This is a genomic window from Zoogloea sp. (assembly GCF_041908905.1).
GTDB lineage: Bacteria > Pseudomonadota > Gammaproteobacteria > Burkholderiales > Rhodocyclaceae > Zoogloea.
In genome coordinates, this window is sequence record NZ_JAYREK010000007.1 from 110,382 (window position 1) to 129,250 (window position 18,869).

Annotated in this window: 15 protein-coding genes; 8 read left to right on the forward strand and 7 right to left on the reverse strand. The window is 69.3% G+C overall.

Annotated features, from left to right (window positions below; genetic code table 11):
* Positions 1-137: 137 nt before the first annotated feature.
* On the reverse strand, positions 138-1,337 hold the full coding sequence (locus ACE3OU_RS06645) for a DUF2252 domain-containing protein (RefSeq protein ID WP_374240758.1): 1,200 nt from the start codon (positions 1,335-1,337) through the stop codon (positions 138-140).
* A gap of 196 nt (positions 1,338-1,533) precedes the next feature.
* On the opposite strand from ACE3OU_RS06645, the gene ACE3OU_RS06650 reads away from it, so the two are divergent.
* Complete coding sequence (locus ACE3OU_RS06650; protein WP_374240759.1) at positions 1,534-3,579, forward strand: bifunctional 2',3'-cyclic-nucleotide 2'-phosphodiesterase/3'-nucleotidase; 2,046 nt, start codon at positions 1,534-1,536, stop codon at positions 3,577-3,579.
* 88 nt (positions 3,580-3,667) lie between these two features.
* Here ACE3OU_RS06650 and ACE3OU_RS06655 read toward each other — a convergent pair whose 3' ends face one another.
* Positions 3,668-4,552, reverse strand: coding sequence for a universal stress protein (locus tag ACE3OU_RS06655; protein ID WP_374240760.1), 885 nt, complete (start codon positions 4,550-4,552; stop codon positions 3,668-3,670).
* A gap of 272 nt (positions 4,553-4,824) precedes the next feature.
* Here ACE3OU_RS06655 and ACE3OU_RS06660 point away from each other — a divergent pair, with 272 nt between their 5' ends.
* The 6 genes from ACE3OU_RS06660 to mnhG are packed head-to-tail and all read left to right on the forward strand — an operon-like array spanning position 4,825 to position 10,834.
* The gene (locus tag ACE3OU_RS06660; RefSeq protein WP_374240761.1) at positions 4,825-7,725 is read left to right on the forward strand and encodes a monovalent cation/H+ antiporter subunit A; all 2,901 of its coding nucleotides are present in this window, start codon (positions 4,825-4,827) and stop codon (positions 7,723-7,725) included.
* The gene (locus ACE3OU_RS06665; RefSeq protein WP_374240762.1) at positions 7,725-8,066 is read left to right on the forward strand and encodes a Na+/H+ antiporter subunit C; all 342 of its coding nucleotides are present in this window, start codon (positions 7,725-7,727) and stop codon (positions 8,064-8,066) included. The genes ACE3OU_RS06660 and ACE3OU_RS06665 overlap by 1 nt, the downstream gene beginning before the upstream one ends.
* Complete coding sequence (locus ACE3OU_RS06670; protein ID WP_374240763.1) at positions 8,063-9,685, forward strand: monovalent cation/H+ antiporter subunit D; 1,623 nt, start codon at positions 8,063-8,065, stop codon at positions 9,683-9,685. The genes ACE3OU_RS06665 and ACE3OU_RS06670 overlap by 4 nt, the downstream gene beginning before the upstream one ends.
* Entirely contained in the window at positions 9,682-10,200 is a 519-nt protein-coding gene (locus tag ACE3OU_RS06675; RefSeq protein WP_374240764.1) for a Na+/H+ antiporter subunit E, read from the forward strand. The genes ACE3OU_RS06670 and ACE3OU_RS06675 overlap by 4 nt, the downstream gene beginning before the upstream one ends.
* Positions 10,197-10,481, forward strand: a complete 285-nt coding sequence (locus ACE3OU_RS06680; RefSeq protein WP_374240765.1) for a K+/H+ antiporter subunit F — start codon at positions 10,197-10,199, stop codon at positions 10,479-10,481. The genes ACE3OU_RS06675 and ACE3OU_RS06680 overlap by 4 nt, the downstream gene beginning before the upstream one ends.
* Entirely contained in the window at positions 10,478-10,834 is a 357-nt protein-coding gene (gene mnhG, locus ACE3OU_RS06685; RefSeq protein WP_374240766.1) for a monovalent cation/H(+) antiporter subunit G, read from the forward strand. The genes ACE3OU_RS06680 and mnhG overlap by 4 nt, the downstream gene beginning before the upstream one ends.
* 9 nt (positions 10,835-10,843) lie before the next feature.
* Here the strand turns inward: mnhG and leuE are convergent, their stop codons facing one another.
* From leuE to ACE3OU_RS06710, 5 genes are all read right to left on the reverse strand, one after another.
* Positions 10,844-11,494 carry a leucine efflux protein LeuE gene (leuE, locus tag ACE3OU_RS06690; protein WP_374240767.1) on the reverse strand — a complete coding sequence of 217 codons (651 nt, stop codon included), beginning with the start codon at positions 11,492-11,494 and terminating at the stop codon, positions 10,844-10,846.
* Between the two features lie 121 nt (positions 11,495-11,615).
* Positions 11,616-12,119, reverse strand: a complete 504-nt coding sequence (locus ACE3OU_RS06695) for a hypothetical protein (protein ID WP_374240768.1) — start codon at positions 12,117-12,119, stop codon at positions 11,616-11,618.
* 367 nt (positions 12,120-12,486) lie between these two features.
* Positions 12,487-15,096 (reverse strand): bifunctional aconitate hydratase 2/2-methylisocitrate dehydratase, encoded by a 2,610-nt coding sequence (acnB, locus tag ACE3OU_RS06700; protein WP_374240769.1) that lies wholly within the window; start codon positions 15,094-15,096, stop codon positions 12,487-12,489.
* A 219-nt stretch (positions 15,097-15,315) separates the two neighbouring features.
* Positions 15,316-15,705, reverse strand: a complete 390-nt coding sequence (locus tag ACE3OU_RS06705) for a response regulator (protein WP_374240770.1) — start codon at positions 15,703-15,705, stop codon at positions 15,316-15,318.
* A gap of 15 nt (positions 15,706-15,720) precedes the next feature.
* Positions 15,721-18,321, reverse strand: a complete 2,601-nt coding sequence (locus ACE3OU_RS06710; RefSeq protein WP_374240771.1) for a sensor histidine kinase — start codon at positions 18,319-18,321, stop codon at positions 15,721-15,723.
* Positions 18,322-18,482: 161 nt separating this feature from the next.
* Here ACE3OU_RS06710 and ACE3OU_RS06715 point away from each other — a divergent pair, with 161 nt between their 5' ends.
* Positions 18,483-18,869: a YchJ family protein gene (locus tag ACE3OU_RS06715; protein WP_374240772.1), complete on the forward strand. Its 387-nt coding sequence runs from the start codon at positions 18,483-18,485 to the stop codon at positions 18,867-18,869.

An 18,869-nucleotide genomic window follows, 5' to 3' on the forward strand; every position in this document is an offset into this window, starting at 1 on the left:
CCGGCCATCCGGACACGCCGGCCCGCCCTTCGCCACGGCGGGCATGTAAGATTTTCCGACACCCGCGCAGACCTTGGAGGCTGTTGTGGGCCCCGCTTCGCCGCCCCGCGAGCCTGCTCCGGGGCAGGGAGAGCCTCCTACGCAAAATACCCCGCATCAAAGGCCGCCGAGTACGCCTGCCAGTCGGCCAGCACCATTGCGGCGGCGGAGTCGGCTTGCTCGATGAGCGGCCCCTGCCAGTCGCGACGCTGCCCGAAATCCACGAAGGCGTCGGCGATCGCCGAGCCCTGGCGCCCGGCGCTGCGCAGGTGGGCCCAGGCGACCACCTGGCCCATGGTGCCGAGCACTTCCTCGAGGCGGCGCAGCTTGCCGTTCCAGGCGTCCAGCGCCACCCGGTCCTCGCTGGGCTGCAGGCCGCGCAGGATGCAGGGCTTGCCCTTCAGTTCAACCGCCTGCAGGAAGGCCATGGGGATCGCCTGGAGGCGCTTCTGCAGCGTGACCACGCGGCTCGCCTCGTCGGGCCAGGGCGGCTGGGGCGCGGCACCCCAGGGGGCCAGGGACGAGGGCAGCGCCTCCTTGAGGTCCAGCAGGTAGTTGCCATCGGGCGAGCCCTTGCCTTCGACCAGCACGATGTAGCGCTCGACCCCCAGGCTGCCGGTACCGGCGATGCGCCGGGCAACGTCGAGGGGCCTGTAGAAACCGGGGTCGGGCCGGGTACTGGCGAAGCGGGTGATGAAGGCTTCGACGTCGGCGCGCCGGGCGTCGTCGACGGGCAGCGCCTTCTTGCCATCGCTGCGGATGCGGCGGTGCTTGCCCTTGAGCTCGGTGCGGGTATCGAGGAAGGCCGGGCGCTTGCGCTCGCCGAGCCCGGCGAGGATGTCCCTGACCAACCCGACCGCCGTCTCCCGCTCGACCCAGCGGGCCTTGCCTTCGGCGAGGGCGGCGGCGTAGGCGTCGATGAAGACGCGGCCCAGCAGGCCAGCCTCCGGCGGGGTGACCCCCAGGCTGCGGGCGCCCAACTGCACGCTGGCCAGGAAGCGCACGAGGTCCAGGGTGCAGGGGGCGAGGATGGCTTCGTCGAAGTCGTTGATGTCGAAATAGGCGAGGCGGTTGTCGCCCTTGAAGCTGCCGAAGTTTTCGAGGTGGAGGTCGCCGCACAGCCAGGCCAGGGGCGCGGCGGTGAACAACGGCTCCCGGGGCAGGCGGGCGTAGAACAGGTGGCAGCTGCCGCGCAGGAAGATGAAGGGGTCGGCACGCATCTTGCCGAGCTTGAGGGCGAGCCGCTCCGGATCACGGCCAGCGTTGAAGTGCTTGATCTGCTGGGCGGCGTCGTTCATCGCTGCGGTCTCCTGGAGGGCGGGGGTTGAGGGGCATGCCGCCATGATTATCCCCGCAACCGGTGGCGGCAAGGTGACGAGGGCCGCCCCTCCGGGGCGATCGGGCCAGGGTGTCGATCGACCATCACATGGGGCACATCCCGTTGTCACATAGCCTGCTTAGTGTCCGGGGCTTTCCAACTCCTGCCCCGCTGCCATGCCTGCTGCCCACCTGCCGCCCCGCCGGGCCCTATCGGGTCTATTGCTCTCCTCCGTGCTGGCGCTGGCCGGCTGTGCCGGGAGCGACACCGCCACGACGCTGCCCGAGTCGGCCACGGCCCAGCTCGCCGTGCTGGAAACCACCGACCTCCACGCCAACCTGCTGGGCTACGACTATTTCAAGCTGGCCGAGGACAAGTCGGTGGGCTTCGAGCGCACCGCCACGCTGATCCGCCAGGCCCGCGCGGAGTTCGCCAACACGCTGCTGATCGACAACGGCGACACCATCCAGGGCACCGCGCTGGCCGACTACCAGGCCCTGGTGGCGCCGGTGGCCTGTACCGAAAAGCTGGCCGCATACAAGGCGATGGACGCCATCGGCTACGACGCCGGGACGCTGGGCAACCACGAGTTCAACTACGGCCTGCCCTACCTGGCCCAGGTGACCGGCACCCGCTTCAATGTGGACGGCATGCCCGAGCTGGCGGCCCAGGCCAAGTGCAAGGGCCCGGACTTTCCGCTGGCGCTGGCCAACGTCACCAGCCGCAAGGACGGCAAGACGCTCTACCCGCCCTACTTGATGCTGGACAAGAAGATCACCGGCACCGACAAGGACGGCAGGCCCTTCGAGAGCGTGGTGAAGGTGGCGGTGATCGGCTTCACGCCGCCGGGGATCCTGGCCTGGGACAAGCGCTGGCTCGACGGCAAGGTGGACGTGCAGGGCGTCGTCGAGAGCGCGGCCAGGTACGTGCCGATGGCCCGCGCGGCTGGCGCCGACCTGGTGATCGCCGCCTCCCACGGGGGCTTCGACAGCAGCGCCTATTCGCCGGCCATGGAGAACGCCAACTACCACCTGGCCAAGGTGGCCGGTATCGACGCGATCCTGATGGGGCACTCCCACAGCGAATTTCCCAACGCCGCCTGCAATACCACCAGCTGCAACGCCAGCGGCGTGGACAAGGTCAAGGGCACCCTCCATGACGTGCCGGCGGTGATGCCGAGCTACTGGGGCAAGGCGATCGGCGTGATCAACCTGAGCCTGACGGTGAAGAACGGCAAGTGGAGCGTGGTGAAGGACAAAACCCAGGTCAGCCTGCGCAAGACCCTGCTCGACCCGGCCAGCCGCAGCTACGTGGCCGCCGACGCGGTGGTGTCAGCCGCCGTGCAGGCCGAGCACGCCTCGGCCATCGAGTACGTGAAGACGCCGATCGGCCAGTCGGACTTCAGCATGAGCACCTACTTTGCCGACGTGGGCGATGTGTCGGCGATCCAGATCGTGAACGCCGCCCAGGCCGACTACGTGGCGCGCTACGTGGCCGCCAACCTGCCCGCCTACCGTAACCTGCCGGTACTGTCGGTGAGCGCGCCCTTCAAGAGCGGCTTTGCCGGCGGCTCGGACTTCACCGATGTGAAGGCCGGCCACATCGCCATCAACAACGCCGCCGACCTCTACCTCTACCCCAACACCGTGTATGCGGTGAAGGTGACCGGGGCCGGCATCAAGGCCTGGCTGGAGAAGAGCGCCGAGCGCTTCAACCGCATCGACCCCACGCTGAGCACCGAGCAGCCGCTGGTGTCCAGCTTCCCGGGCTACAACTTCGACGTGTTCACCTCGGCCTACCTGAGCTACGAGATCGACGTGACCCAGCCTGCCGGCAGCCGCATCCGCAACCTGCTCTACAAGGGCGCCCCGATCGACACCGCCACGGAGTTCATCGTGGCGACCAACAACTACCGGGGTTCGGGCGGCGGCGGCTTTCCGGGGCTCAACGGCAGCAACGTGATCTACGCCTCCCCCGACGCCAACCGGGATGTGCTCATCGAGTACATCAAGGCCCGCCGCAACCTGACCCTGGCCAGCGATGGCGCCACCCGCAGCTGGCGCTTCACGCCGGTAACGACGGCCGGCCCGGTGAGCTTCAAGTCGGCCAGCGGCAAGCTCTCGGTGGCCCAGGCCCTCGGCCTCACCAACGTCAGCGTGCTGCGTGACGACGACGGCTCCGGCAAGGGGCTGGGGGTATACGCGATCGACCTGGGCCGCTGAACCTCACCGCGCCACGGCGCCGCGGGCAGCGCCCGGCGCCCCCTGTACGCCCCCCGATGGCCGCTTCCGCCGGCCATTGGGGGCACTCTCACACCGACACCAGCACGTCCCCCTGGGACTCGGCCAGCACGTGCTTGGTGACGCTGCCGAGGAAGAGCTCCTCGAGCATGCCCTCGCCGTGCTTGCCCATCACGACCAGGTCGCAGTCGCACTCCTGCTCCTGCTCGATGATGCGGTAGGTCGGGTCGCCGTGGAGCACGAGCAGGCGGGTGCCCACCACCGGCAGGCCGGCCTGGTCGCGCAGGGCCTGGAGCTTCTGCAGCGCCTCCTCGCGGGCGACGATGCGGTAGTGGTGGATCACCTCGTCGTCCACGCTGGCATAGCGCAGCTTGCCCTCGAAGGGCACGTCGAAGGCATGCAGCAGCACGATGTCGGCCCGCGGCGCGATGCGGCGGGCGTGGCGCACGGCACGCAGCGACGAGGCCGAGAAGTCGACCGGCACCAGCAGCCGCCGGTAGGGCTCGTGGGGCGGCTGCTTGACCACCAGCACCGGGCAGCGGGTGGAGCTGAGCAGCCGCAGCGCGGTGGTGCCGAGCACGAAGTGGCGGATCACGCTCTCGCCCTTGGCTCCGCACACCAGCAGATCGGTGGCCAGGGGGTCGGTCTCCCGGGCCAGCTCGGCCAGCAGCGCGCCGGCCGCCACCCGGGGGTTGGCGACGACGCCGAAACGGTCGTGGATCAGGCCGGCGAGGTCGATCAGCCTGCTCCGCGCCGCATCCAGCACGCGGGCCTCGAGCTCGGCCGGGCTGCTGCCCATCAGCTGACGCAGCCGCTCCAGCGGAGCGAGATTGGCCACATGCAGCAGGTCGAGCCGGGCCGCGGTCTCCCGGCTGACCAGGGCGGCGCGCTCGGCGGCGTGGCGGGCGGGCGCGGAGAGATCGGTGGTGGCCAGGATGCGGCGAAACGGGGTCATGGAGCGTTCCTCCTTTCCGGAAGGGCCGGCACGGCGCGCCGGCTCCTGGAAGTCGGAACCCCCCGGCCGGGCAAAGTTCCCGCCGAAACGGCGGCAAATGGCGGAACCTACGGCCATTTGCCGTGTCTGGCATTAAGATTGCAGTCAGAGCCGCCGGAGTGCGGCCGGCATAATGTCGCACCATGGGGCCGCGGGCGTCGCCCCGCCCGCACCCCCCCCCCCCGCAACGCCGGGCGGCCAAAATGAAACCCAGCCATCCGAACACGATTACCATGCTGCTTGCCGCTCTCGTCCTCGTCCCTTTCCTGGGCAGCCTCCTCGCCGCGCTGATGCCGGAGGATGCCCGTAACCGCGAATCCCTGCTGGCGATCGCGGTGGCGGCGGGCGGCCTGCTGGTGGCCGGTTCGCTCTACCCCGCCGTCGCAGACGGGCAGGTGCTGCGCGAGGAGCTGGCCTGGCTGCCGGCCCAGGGCCTGTATTTCGTGTTGCGGGTGGATGGGCTGGCCTGGGTGTTCTCGATGCTGGTGCTGGCCATCGGCCTGCTGGTGGTGCTGTACGCCCGCTACTACATGTCGCCGGCCGACCCGGTGCCGCGCTTCTTCGCGTTTCTGCTGGCCTTCATGGGCTCGATGCTGGGGGTGGTGCTGTCGGGCAACCTGGTGCAGCTGGTGGTGTTCTGGGAGCTGACCAGCCTCACCTCCTTCCTGCTGATCGGCTACTGGCACCACCGGGCCGACGCCCGGCGCGGAGCACGGATGGCCTTCACCGTGACCGCCACCGGCGGGCTGTGCCTGATGGCCGGGGTGCTGGTGCTCGGCAACATCGTCGGCAGCTACGACCTGGACGTGGTGCTGGCCGCCGGTGAGCGCATCCGCGCCGATGAGCTGTACCGGCCGGCGCTGGTGCTGATCGCCCTCGGGGCGCTCACCAAGAGCGCCCAGTTTCCGTTCCACTTCTGGCTGCCCCACGCCATGGCGGCGCCCACGCCGGTGTCGTCCTACCTGCACTCGGCAACCATGGTGAAGGCCGGCGTGTTCCTGCTGGTACGGCTGTGGCCGGCGCTGGCAGGCACGCCGGAGTGGACCTGGATCATCGGCGGGGCCGGGGTGTGCACGCTCCTGATCGGCGCCTTCGTGGCGATCTTCCAGCACGACCTGAAGGGCCTGCTGGCCTACTCGACGATCAGCCACCTGGGGCTGATCACCACGCTGATCGGCATCGGCACGCCGCTGGCCATCGTGGCGGCGATCTTCCACATCCTCAACCACGCCACCTTCAAGGCCTCGCTGTTCATGGCGGCGGGGATCATCGACCACGAGTGCGGCACCCGCGACATGCGGGTGCTGAGCGGCCTGCGCCACACGCTGCCCGTTACCGCAACCCTCGCCATCGTCGCCAGCGCGGCGATGGCCGGCGTACCGCTGCTCAACGGCTTCCTGTCGAAGGAGATGTTCTTTGCCGAGACGCTGCTGGTGGGTGGCGACACCAACTGGTGGATGTCCTACGCGGCGCTGGCGATGGGGGTGTTCGGGGTGGCCTACTCGCTGCGCTTCATCGGCATCTTCTTCGGCCCGCCGGCCCGGGAGCTGCCCCGCGCACCCCACGAGCCGCCGCGCTGGATGCGCTTTCCGGTGGAGCTGCTGGTGCTGGCCTGCCTGGTGGTGGGCAGCGTGCCGGGCGTCAGCATCGAGCCGATCCTGCACGTGGCCGCGGTCGCCACCCTCGGCCCGGCGATGCCGGAATACGACCTGGCGGTGTGGCACGGCTTCAACGTTCCGCTGCTGATGAGCGCGGTGGCCCTGGCCGGCGGCGTGCTGCTGTACGCCGTGCTGCTGCGCGGCTTCAACCTGCGGGCGCGCGAGACGGTGCCGCTGCTGCACCGCCTCAACGGCGCCCAGGCCTACGAGAGCGCGATGCTGCTGCTCACCAACTCGGCCGGCCGGCTGCTGAAGCATGTCGGCACCGGGCGGCTGCAGCCCCAGCTGCTGCTCATGATGGTCGCGCTGGTGGGCGTGCCGCTGCTGCTGGCCGGCGTGCCGGCGGCGTGGCCCGACCAGCCCCGGCAGGGCTTCGACCCGCTGTTCGCCGCCCTGTGGCTGATCGGCGGCGGGGCGGCGGTGGCCGCGGCCTGGCTGGCCAAGTACCACCGCCTGGCGGCGCTGGCGCTGGTCGGCGGCACCGGCGTCGTCACCTCGGTGACCTTCCTGTGGCTGTCGGCCCCCGACCTGGCGCTGACCCAGCTGATGGTGGAGACCGTCACCACGGTGCTGCTCTTGCTCGGCCTGCGCTGGCTGCCACCGCGGGTCGCCTCCGCCGCAGACCGCTCTGCCGCCGCCCCGGGGGCCCGGCTGCGCCGCAGCCGTGACCTGATCGTGGCGCTGGCCGGCGGGCTGGGCATGGCGGCGCTCACCTATGCGGTGCTGGTGCATCCGGCCTCCCACAGCATCGGGGATTTCTTCCTGCAGCATGCCCTTGTCGGGGGCGGCGGCAGCAACGTCGTCAATGTGCTGCTGGTGGATTTCCGCAGCTTCGACACCCTGGGTGAGATCACCGTGCTGGCGATCGTCGCGCTCACGGTGTATGCCCTGCTCCGCCGCTTCCGGCCGGCACCGGAGAGCGTGGGCATCCCGGCCCAGCGGCGCAACGACGTGGACCCGGCCAGCCGGCAGGCGCCGGCCGAGCAGGCGGGCAGCGGCTACCTGCTCGTGGCGGGCATCTACCTGCGCCTGCTGTTGCCCTTCATGGGGGTGGCGGCGGTGTATTTCTTCATGCGCGGCCACAACCTGCCCGGCGGCGGCTTCGTGGCGGGGCTGATCTTCTCGGTGGCGATCCTGGTGCAGTACATGCTGGCCGGCACCCTTTGGGTGGAGAGCCACCTGCAGCTGAGGCCCCACCGCTGGCTGGGCTTCGGGCTGGCGCTGGCCTGCGCGACGGGCCTCGGTGCGTGGCTGTTCGACCACCCCTTCCTGACCACCCATACCGCCCACGTGGACTGGCCGCTGGTGGGTGAGCTGCACCTGCCCAGCGCCTTCGTGTTCGACCTGGGGGTGTTCGCGACGGTGGTCGGCACCACGATGCTGATGCTGGTGGCGCTGGCCCACCAGTCCCTGCGCGCCCATCGCCAGCCCGGCGACGACGCGCCGGCGGCCGACGAGACCCGGAGGACGATCTGATGGAACTGACCCTTGCGATCGCGGTGGGCGTGATGTTCGGCTCGGGGGTGTGGCTGATCCTGCGGCCGCGCACCTTCCAGCTCATCACCGGGCTGCTGCTGATGTCCTACGCGGTGAACCTGTTCATCTTCGCGATGGGCCGCCTGTGGGTGAACCAGGCGCCGATCACCCCCACGCCCGCCGTCGACCCGGCCCAGCTCGCCGACCCGCTGCCCCAGGGCCTGGTGCTCACGGCGATCGTGATCGGCTTTGCCACCACCGCGCTCTACCTGGTGATGATCATCGGCGCCCGCGGCCTGACCGGCAGCGACCACGTGGACGGCGAGGAGGGCCGCGAATGAACGGACTGCCCTTCCTGCAACACCTGATCATCGTGCCGGTGCTCCTGCCGATGCTGGTGGGCGCCCTGCTGATCCCGGTCAACCAGAACCGCCACCAGCTCAAGTTTGCCTGCAGCCTGGCGAGCGCCGTGCTGCTGTGGCTGCTGTCGGTGGCGCTGCTGCGGCTCGCCGATGGCGGCCACTGGCCGGACGGGATCGGCGTATACCTGGCCTCCAACTGGGCGGCGCCCTTCGGCATCGCGCTGCTGGTCGACCGGCTGGCGGCGCTGATGCTGGTGCTGACGTCCACCATCGCGCTGGCCGTGCTGGTGTTCTCGGCCCGCCGCTGGGACCGGGTCGGCGTGCATTTCCATTCGCTGTTCCAGTTCTTGCTGATGGGGCTCAACGGAGCCTTCCTGACCCACGACCTGTTCAACCTGTTCGTGTTCTTCGAGGTGATGCTGGCGGCCTCCTACGGCCTGGTGCTGCACGGCTACAACCTGCGCCGCATCCAGGCCGGCATGCAGTACATCGCGATCAACCTGGTGGCCTCGCTGCTGTTCCTGATCGGGGCGGCGCTGATCTACGGCGCGGCGGGCACCCTCAACATCGCCGACCTCGCCAGCCGGGTCGCCGCCCTCGGCCCCGAGGACGCCTACCTGCTGCGCGTGGGGGCCAGCGTGCTGGCCCTCGCCTTCCTCACCAAGGGCGCGATGTGGCCCCTCGGCTTCTGGCTGCCCACCACCTACGCCGCCGCCTCGCCGCCGGTGGGGGCAATGCTGGTGCTGATGACCAAGGTGGGCATCTACGCCCTGCTGCGGGTGTGGCTGGCAGTGTTCGGCGACGGGGCGGGCGGGCTGGAGGGCTTCGGCCTCGCGGCGCTGACCGCCGGCGGCATGGCGACCCTGCTGTTCGGCGCGGTGGGCATGCTGGCCAGCCAGGACGGCTGCCGGATGGCGGGCTACGGCGCGATCATCTCGTCGGGCACCCTGCTGGCGGTGCTCGGCCACTCGGGCAGCGCGGTGCTCGCCTCGGGGCTGTACTACCTGCTCGGCTCGACCCTGGCGATGGCGGCCTTCATGCTGCTGATCGAGCTCACCGAGCGCATCCGCCCACCCGGGGCGGCCCTGCTGGCGATCACCATGGAGGCCTTCGCCATCGAGGACAAGCCTGAAGACCCGGTGGGCGTCGGCATCCCGGGCACCCTGGCCTTCCTGGGCCTCAGCTTCGTGGCCTGCGCGCTGGTGATCAGCGGCATGCCGCCGCTGTCGGGCTTCGTGGCCAAGTTCAGCCTGTTCCACGCCCTGCTGGCGCTGCCGGGCCGCGTGCCGGCCACCACCTGGCTGCTGGTGGCGCTGATGGTGCTGGCCGGGCTGGCGGCGATCATCGCCCTGATGCGTCTGGGGGTCCGCACCTTCTGGGCCTCCGGGGCCCTCACGCCACCACGGCTGCAGCGCTCCGAGGCGCTGCCGGTGGGGGCGCTGGTGGCCCTGTGCGTGCTGCTGACGGTGCAGGCCGGGCCGGTGTTCGGCTATCTGAGCCGCACGGTGGACGGCCTGTCGCGCAGCGACAGCTACAGCCGCCGCGTGCTGATGGAGCCGCCCGTGGCACGGCCGGCGGCCGGGGAGCTGGCACGATGAGACGCTGGATTCCGTCCCCGCTGCTGTCGATCAGCCTGCTCGCGATGTGGCTGCTGCTCAACCAGAGCGTCGAGCCGGCCCACCTGCTGCTCGGCGGCGCCCTCGCCATTGCCGCGCCGCTGCTCGCCCGCCCGCTGCAGCCCCACGGCTACGCCCGCCTCCGCCGGCCGCTGGCGATGCTGCGGCTGCTCGGGATGGCGACGGTGGAGATCATCCGCTCCAGCCTGGGCGTCGGCCAGATCATCCTGCTGCGGCGCACCCGCGATGTGAATTCCCGCTTCATCCGGGTGCCCCTCGACCTGCGCAGCCCCCACGGGCTGGCGCTGCTGTCGTGCCTGATCAACTCGACGCCGGGCACGGTGTGGGTCGATCTGCTGCCCGGGGACGACGGGCGCCAGGCGCTGCTGCTGCACGTCTTCGACCTGCACGACGCGGCGTGGTGGGTGGACACCATCAAGACGCGCTACGAACGGCCCATCATCGAGGTCTTCGAGGCGCCAGGAGACCGGACATGACGACTGTGGCACTGCTCTCGGCGGCCATCCTGTTTGCGGAGGGCTGCGTGGTGCTGGGCATGGTGCTGTGCGCGCTGCGCCTGCTGCGCGGCCCCACCGCCCAGGATAGGGTGCTGGCCCTCGACACCCTGTGGATGTGCGCCATGATCCTGGCCCTGGTGCTGGGCATCGACCATGGCAGCCAGATCTACTTCGACGCGGCGCTGCTGATCGCGCTGCTCGGCTTCGTGTCGACGGTCGCCCTGGCCAAGTTCCTGATGCGCGGCGAGGTGATCGAATGAGCGCCCTCCACACCCTGCCCTGGTGGGCGGCGTTGCCGGTGGCCCTGCTGCTGGTGGCCGGCGGGCTGGTCGCGCTGATCGGCACCCTGGGGCTGTTCCGCCTCGAGAACTTCTACCAGCGCATCCACGGCCCGGCCATCACCGTTACGCTGGGCGCAGGCTGCATCCTGGTGGCGTCGATGATCCATTTCAGCGTGGCCGAATCGCGGCCGGTGCTGCATGAGCTGCTGATCGGCGCCTTCGTGCTGATGACCGCGCCGGTGGTGTCGATGCTGCTGATGCGCGCCGCGGTGTACCGCGACCTGCGCGCCCGCCGCGCCGTCGGCCAGGACGAGGACATCGGCCGGCTGTAGCCCGGCCGCCTAACCCAATCCGCCGTCGGCCAGCTTGGCGCCGAAGCCGATGAACAGCGCGCCGACGCCGCCGGTGGCGGTGGCCGACAGGCGCGGCCGGCGCCGGAAGCTGTCGGCGAGCCAGGTTCCCCCGAAGATCAGCACCGACAGGTAGGCCATGCTGCACAGCTGGACGACCACCCCCAGGATCAGGAAGGACAGCGCCGGGTGCGCATAGCCCGGCGAGACGAACTGGATGAAGAAGGACACGTAGAACAGGATCGCCTTGGGGTTCATCAGGCTGATCAAGAGGGCGACCCGGAACGGCTGGGAGGTGCCGAGGGGGGACGCCTCCACCGGCGGGGCCACCTCGCCGGCACCGCGACCACGCAGCGCGGCCCGCAGCAGATTGAAGCCGAGGAACACCAGATAGGCCGCGCCGGCGTACTTGAGCGCCTCGAAAAGCGCCGGGTTGGCCTGGAAGACCGATGCCACGCCGGTGGCGGCGAGGGTCATCAGGACGAGGTCGCCGACGAAGATCCCCGCCGCGCCCCGGTAGCCGGCGGCAACGCCGAAGCGGGAGGCAACCGTCATCACGTACAGGGAGTTGGGCCCGGGCAGGAGAACAATGACGATCGTGCCGAGCACGAAGGTGCCGAGGTCGGTGACGCCATAGAACACAGTGCGGGCCCGCTCAAAAAAAAGGCCATGCTACGCGCTCCGGGCCCGGGCTGCCAGTTGGCCGAAGCGTGAGTGGAGCCGGTCGGCGGCCGGCACCCTGCCGGCCCGGCGGCGGACGCCTTCAGTGGTGGTCGTCGAGGATCGCGGTGGTGGTGCCGACCCGGTTGCGCCGGCCCTCCACGCAGGCCCGCAGGCGGCCGGCCAGCTCCGCGATGTCATCGGTGGGGCCCAGCAGCAGCACCTCGTCGGGCAGCCGGGCCCGCACCATCGCCCGCTCGCATTCGGCTTCGAGCAGCACGATCACCAGGGTGCCCTGCTCCCGGGCGTGGCCGGCGAGGGCGCGGAGCATCCCGAAGGCATCCATGCCGGCCAGCCCGAGGTGGGTCAGCACGACGGCCGGCGCCTCGGCGCCGACGCGGATCAGGGCATCGAAGGCGTCGCGGGCAAAATCGGTCTGCATCGCAGGCACCGCGCGGCCCGCGAGGGCGGCCAGCGCGCTGCGCTCGTCGTCCTCGCAGACGATCAGCAGGCCCTCGCCCGCCGCGGGGCTGCGGGCCGGCAGCGGGGTCTCCACCGGCAGCACCAGCATCCGCGGCCGGCCGGCACGCACGGTCCAGGTCTTCAAGCGGCCATGCTCCGCCCACAGACGCGCGGCGCGCACGCCCATGCCGACCCGACGGGCGGTGGGGAGCGTAGAACAGGTTATCGGTGAATTCCGGCGATTGGACATGGCTGGGGTACCAAGTTTGTAACTTTTAACAAGTTTGCCGAATCATTGAGCATCCCCCCTGCCCTGTACAGGAGAAAAGTCTCAATCCATTCCCTTTGCGTGGCGCACAGCCCTCCGTCATCGCAACAACATTAAAATCGTCACGCTCCGACGCCCATCCTGGGGCCGGCACGGTGAACGAAACAACGCCCCGGCCGGAAACCCGGTCGGGGCGTTGCGTGGGGTGCAGCGGCCGGGCGCAGGCCCGGCTTTGCGACGCGACTTAGACTTCGACGGTGTCCGCGACTTCGACGAAGGCGGGGATCTGGTCGAAGTTCATGTAGCGATAGACCTCGGCGGCCTTGGCATTCACGGCCTGAACCTGTTCCTGGTACTCGGCGACGGTCGGCAGACGGCCCAGCAGGGCGGCGACGGCAGACAGTTCGGCGGAAGCCAGATACACGCGGGTGTCGATACCCAGGCGGTTCGGGAAGTTACGGGTCGAGGTGGACACCGCGGTGGAACCCTTGCGGATCTGCGCCTGGTTGCCCATGCACAGGGAGCAGCCCGGCATTTCCATGCGGGCGCCGGCCTTGCCGAGGACGGAGTAGTAGCCTTCTTCGGTGAGGATGAGGGCGTCCATCTTGGTCGGCGGGGCGATCCACAGGCGGGTCGGGATGTCGGACTTGCCGTCCAGCACCTTGCCCGCGGCGCGGAAGTGGCCGATGTTGGTCATGCAGGAACCGATGAAGACCTCGTCGATCTTGTCGCCCTGGACTTCGGACAGCACCTTGACGTCGTCCGGGTCGTTCGGGCAGGCCAGGATCGGCTCGGTGACGTCGGCCAGGTCGATCTCGATCACGGCGGCGTAGTCGGCGTCGGCGTCCGGCTGCAGCAGCACGCCGTTGGCGATCCACTCTTCCATGGCCTTGATGCGGCGCTTGAGGGTGCGGGCATCCTCGTAGCCTTCGGCGATCATCCACTTCATCAGGGTGATGTTGGAGCGCATGTACTCGACGATCGGGGCCTTGTTGAGCTGGACCGAGCAGGCGGCGGCGGAGCGCTCGGCGGCGGCGTCGGAGAGCTCGAAGGCCTGTTCGACCTTCAGATCCGGCAGGCCTTCGATCTCGAGGATGCGGCCGGAGAAGATGTTCTTCTTGCCCTTCTTCTCGACGGTCAGGAGGCCGGCCTTGATGGCGTACAGCGGGATCGCGTTGACCAGGTCGCGCAGGGTGATGCCGCGCTTGGTGGCTTCTTCCATGCTGCCCTTGAAGCGGACCAGCACGGACTCGGGCATGTCGAGGGGCATCACGCCGGTGGCGGCCGCGAAGGCCACCAGGCCGGAGCCGGCCGGGAAGGAGATGCCGATCGGGAAGCGGGTGTGGGAGTCGCCACCGGTGCCGACGGTGTCGGGCAGCAGCAGGCGGTTGAGCCAGGAGTGGATCACGCCGTCGCCCGGACGCAGGGACACGCCGCCGCGGGTGGAGATGAACGACGGCAGCTCACGGTGCATGCGCACGTCCACCAGCTTCGGGTAGGCCGCGGTGTGGCAGAAGGACTGCATCACCAGGTCGGCGGAGAAGCCGAGGCAGGCCAGATCCTTGAGCTCGTCGCGGGTCATCGGGCCGGTGGTGTCCTGGGAGCCGACGGTGGTCATCTTGGGCTCGCAGTAGGTGCCCGGACGGATGCCCTGGCCTTCCGGCAGACCACAGGCGCGGCCGACCATCTTCTGCGCCAGGGAGAAGCCCTTGCCGGTGTCGGCGGGGTTCTGGGGCAGGCGGAACAGGGTGGACGGGGGCAGGCCCAGGGCCTCGCGGGCCTTGGTGGTGAGGCCACGGCCGATGATCAGCGGGATACGGCCGCCGGCGCGGACTTCGTCGAGGATGACGAGGGTCTTGAGCTGGGATTCGGCGATGGTGGCGCCGTTCTTGGTGGCGACGACCTTGCCGGTGGCCTGGTCGATCTTGAGCTCGATCTCGTCGCCCATGTCCATCTGGCCGGCGTCGATCTCGATGGGCAGCGCGCCCGCGTCTTCCATGGTGTTGAAGAAGATCGGAGCGATCTTGGAGCCCAGGCACACGCCGCCGAAGCGCTTGTTCGGGACGAAGGGGATGTCCTCGCCGGTGAACCACAGCACGGAGTTGGTGGCGGACTTGCGGGAGGAGCCGGTGCCGACCACGTCACCGACGTAGGCGATCAGGTTGCCCTTGGCGGCCAGCGCCTCGAGCTGCTTGATCGGGCCGCGGGAGCCCGGCTCGTCGGCCTCGATGCCCGGGCGCGGGTTCTTGAGCATGGCCAGCGCGTGCAGCGGGATGTCGGGGCGGGACCAGGCGTCCGGCGCGGGCGACAGGTCGTCGGTGTTGGTTTCGCCGGTAACCTTGAAGACGGTCAGCTTCTGGCTGGCCGGGACTTCGGGGCGGGAGGTGAACCACTCGCCGTCGGCCCACGACTGCATCACGGACTTGGCGTTGGCGTTGCCGGCCTTGGCCAGCTCGGCGACGTCGTGGAAGTAGTCGAAGACCAGCAGGGTCTTCTTGAGGCCTTCGGCCGCGGTGGCGCCGCATTCGGCGTCGCCCAGCAGGTCGATCATCGGCTTGACGTTGTAGCCGCCCAGCATGGTGCCCAGCAGCTCGGTGGCCTTGACCTTGGAGACCAGGCCGCAGGCGAGCTCGCCCTTGGCGACCTTGGCCAGGAACTCGGCCTTGACCTTGGCGGCATCATCCACACCGGCGGGAACGCGGTAGGTCAGCAGTTCCACCAGGAAGGCCTCTTCGCCGGCCGGGGGATTCTGCAGCAGTTCGACCAGAGCTTGGGTTTGCTGCTTCGACAGGGGCAGCGGCGGGATGCCGAGGGCGGCGCGCTCGGCAACATGCTGACGATAGGCTTCAAGCATGGATAGATCCTTCTAGACGGTGGTTGTGTGACGGTGTTTCGGCTGGCGCCCCGGCCCGGGTGGGACCGCGGACACCTCTCCCTCTCGGACTGATGTTTTATAGAACAAATTCCAGTCTTATATATATTATATTTTAACCGATCAAAATTGTGCGGACGCACAATGCAAATTTGCCCGGCAGGCCAATCTTACGCCTTAAACCCCGACGATGCCCGGCCTTCAGGCGGGCATGAAGGCGGCCAGCGCGCTCTCGACGGCCTTGAGTGAAATCGGCTTGATCAGCAGGTCGTCGAAGCCGGCGTCGATGAGGCGCTGCTTTTCTTCGTGGAGGGCGTGGGCCGTGTAGGCGATGACGTGCAGCCCGGCGAAGCGGGGGTCGGCACGCAGCCGCGCCAGCACTTCCTCGCCGGACATGCCCGGCATGCTGATGTCGAGGAACACCACGTCGAAGGGGCTCGCGGCGAGCCGCTCGAGGGCGGCGGCGCCGTCTTCGACCTCCTCGACCACGAAGCCGAGCCGTTTGACGAAGGCCATCGCCAGCCGACGATTGATGGAGTTGTCGTCGACGACGAGGACGCGTGTTGCAGCCGAGGGTGGCGAATCGCTCATAGGGGGTGATGCCTGTCAGATGGGCGGGGTGAACGGCCCCTCGACGGGGAGGGTCAGGGTGAAGGTGCTGCCTTCGCCAAGCCGGGATTCTACGCTCAACTCGCCGCCGAGCAGATGGGCAAGCTCCCGGGCCAGCGCCAGGCCGAGGCCGGTGCCGCCATGGTCGCGGGTGAGGAAGTGGTCGAGCTGCTGGAACTTCTCGAAGATCAGGTGGAGGGACTCGGGCGGAATCCCGGGGCCGGTGTCGCGCACCCCGAAGGCGATCGCGTCGCCGGCCCGCCACACCCTGAGCTCGACCCCGCCGTGCTCGGTGAATTTGATCGCGTTGTTGAGGAGGTTGTTGAGGACCTGCCGCAGGCGCTGGGCGTCGGTGAGCAGATGCGGCGGCAGGTCGTCGGCGAGGGTGCAGGCGAGGCTGAGCGCCTTGCCCTGGGCGTGGGCCCGGTGGGTGGCGACCAGGTCGGCCGCCAGGCGCGGGATGTCGATGGGCGCCGGCTTGAGTTCCATGCGGCCGGCCTCGATCTTGGCGAGGTCGAGCAGGTCATTGACGATCTCGAGCAGGTGCTGCCCCGACGAATGGATGCTGGCCGCGTACTCCTGCTGCTCCGGGGTCTCGAGCTCCAGCTGCAGCAGCTCCGAGTAGCCCAGGATGCCGTTGAGGGGCGTGCGCAGCTCGTGGGACATGTTGGCGAGGAAATCGGACTTGAGCTTGTTGGCCTCCTCCGCCCGGGCGCGCGCCTCTTCGGAACGCTTGAAGGATTCCTGCACCGCGTCGGCCATGTGGTTGAACGAGCGGGCCAGCTCGCCCATCTCGTCGCGGGAGGCGATCTCCAGCCGGTGCGACAGCTCGCCCGCCCGGAAGCGGCCCAGGCCGTCGATCATGCGCGTGATGCGGCGGGTGATGAACTCGGCCATCCAGATCGCCACGATGATCACCAGCACCACCATCACCACCGTGGACAGGGTCAGCGCGCCGGCGGTCTGGGCCAGGTTGTGGCCGATCTCGTCACGCAGCGCCTCGCGCTTTTGCTGGAAGGCCTTGTCGGTCTCGGTGATGGCCTGGCCGATGCGCTTGGCCGATTCGGTGGCCGCCCGGTGGAAATCACCCACGTTGGCGCCGATCGTCACAAAGCCGAAGCCGCGCCGCGACTGGCCGTACTGGCCGGTGTAATAGGGGATCGCGGCGGCGGTGGTGAGCTTGTCGAGCCCCGAGAAGAAGATCGCGAAGGAGCCCGAACCGCCCTGCTCGGTGAGCTGGTTCCAGCCGGCGCACTGGGGCGAGAAGTTGAGGTAACGGCAGTCGAGGGCCACGGTGCCGGCCTTCACCTGGGCGGCGGCGGGCTTCTTCTTGAGGGATTGGCCGTCGAAGGGCTGCACGCCGGCGAGAAATTCCCGGGCGCTCTTGCCGGACGCCTGCCAGGCGTCGTAGAGGCCCTGATCCAGCCACGGCACCACCTGCTCGCCGGTGGCCGGGTCGTAGCCGACGATGAAGTAGTCCCGCGGGTGGGAGATGTTGCGGCTGCGGTGATCCCACATGAAGGCGTAATTGCCGACGATCGCGTCGTTGATCGGGGTATAGCGGGAGTCGGTGGGGCTCAGGTGATCGGTGAATTCGCGGATGTGGTCGTGATCGAGGGCCAGGCTCACGTAGCCGACGACGCGGCCGTTGCGCTCCACCGGCGTCGCCCACCGCACGATCCCGCGGAAGCGCCGGCCGACGGGGTTCTCGGTGCCCGCGTAGGCCGACGCCTCGGGGCGGAACTCGATCCCGGCCTTCTTCGCCGAGGCCGGCAGGTAGGGGCCGATCACCCGGCTGCCCACGTAGGCGCCGATCACATCGGAAACATAGATTTCGCCGGGCTTCAGCTTCTGCAGCTCGGGCCAGTAACGCTCGGCCTTGACGAAGGTCTGCTCCGGCCGGCTGATGTCGCGCAGGGCCGTGGGCATCAGGTCGCCGGTGGTGATCTTGACGCGCTCGCGGCCATTGAGGTCGATGAAGCTCATCTCGACGAAAAGCGGGCGCTGCTCGGCGATGCCGATGTATTCGGGCGGGCGGGCGCTGAAGTGCTTGGCGTTGTCGGGCAGCGCCTGGCTGGCATCGGCGGCGAGGGCCTCGTCCCAACCCTCGGGGCCGTTGCTCTCCCAGCGGGTCTGGTCTTCGGACAGGCGCCAGTTGCCGTGGCGATGCACCGCGCGGCTGCGATGGGCCAGGAAGCGCCGGTAGGTGGCCTCGCCGGGCTCGACCTGGGCCGCCTGCAGGATGTCCGCATCCCGGTCGTAGAGAAAGGCGGCGACGGCGCGGGCGGTGTCGGTGGTAAGCCGCTCGATACCCTCCCGGGCGCGGTCGTCGAGGGCCTTGATGGCGTCGCCGGTGGCCACGTCACCCGTCTCGCGGATGGTCGTCAGCATCGAGTCAGCCATTGCTCCGGCCTGGCGGGTCACGGTGTCACCGAGGCGCTGGGCCATCGTCCACGCCACGAGGGCGAGCAACAGCAGGGGTAGAACCTTGATGACGACGAAGATCCCGATCAGCTTGCCGCGAATCCCCAGCATCCAGCGCTTGAACTGCATATCCTCACCCACGGGCAGGCCGGCGTGCCACGGCGGCACCGGCATTGATCGGGACAATCCGAGGCCCACCCTGCGCGCGGGCCCTGCTTACCCGATTTTTAACGGCAGCGCGGCGCAAAACTGCATGGTTTTCGATGCCGGATGGCTTGCGCCCGGCAGGTTCGTCGGCCCAGAATGCAGGCCCCCTGCCCTACCCCTGTGCTGCCATGGCCGAACCCTGCCCCTGCGGCAAGCCCGCCGCCTATCCCGACTGCTGCGGGCGCTACCTCGACGGTGGCGCGCCGGCCCCCGACGCCGAAGCGCTGATGCGCTCCCGCTACACCGCCTTCACCCGGGGCCGCGAAGCCTACCTGCTCGCCACCTGGCACCCGGACTTCCGCCCGGCCGGGCTGACCCTGGACGAAGGCCCACCCACCAAGTGGCTGGGCCTGCAGGTGCGCCGCCACGAACAGGGCGACGAAAACCACGCGATCGTCGAGTTCGTGGCCCGCTACAAGGTGGGCGGCCGCGCCCACCGCCTGCACGAGACGAGCCGTTTCGTGCGGGTGGATGGCCGCTGGTTCTATACCGACGGCGACATCCACGCGGGCTGA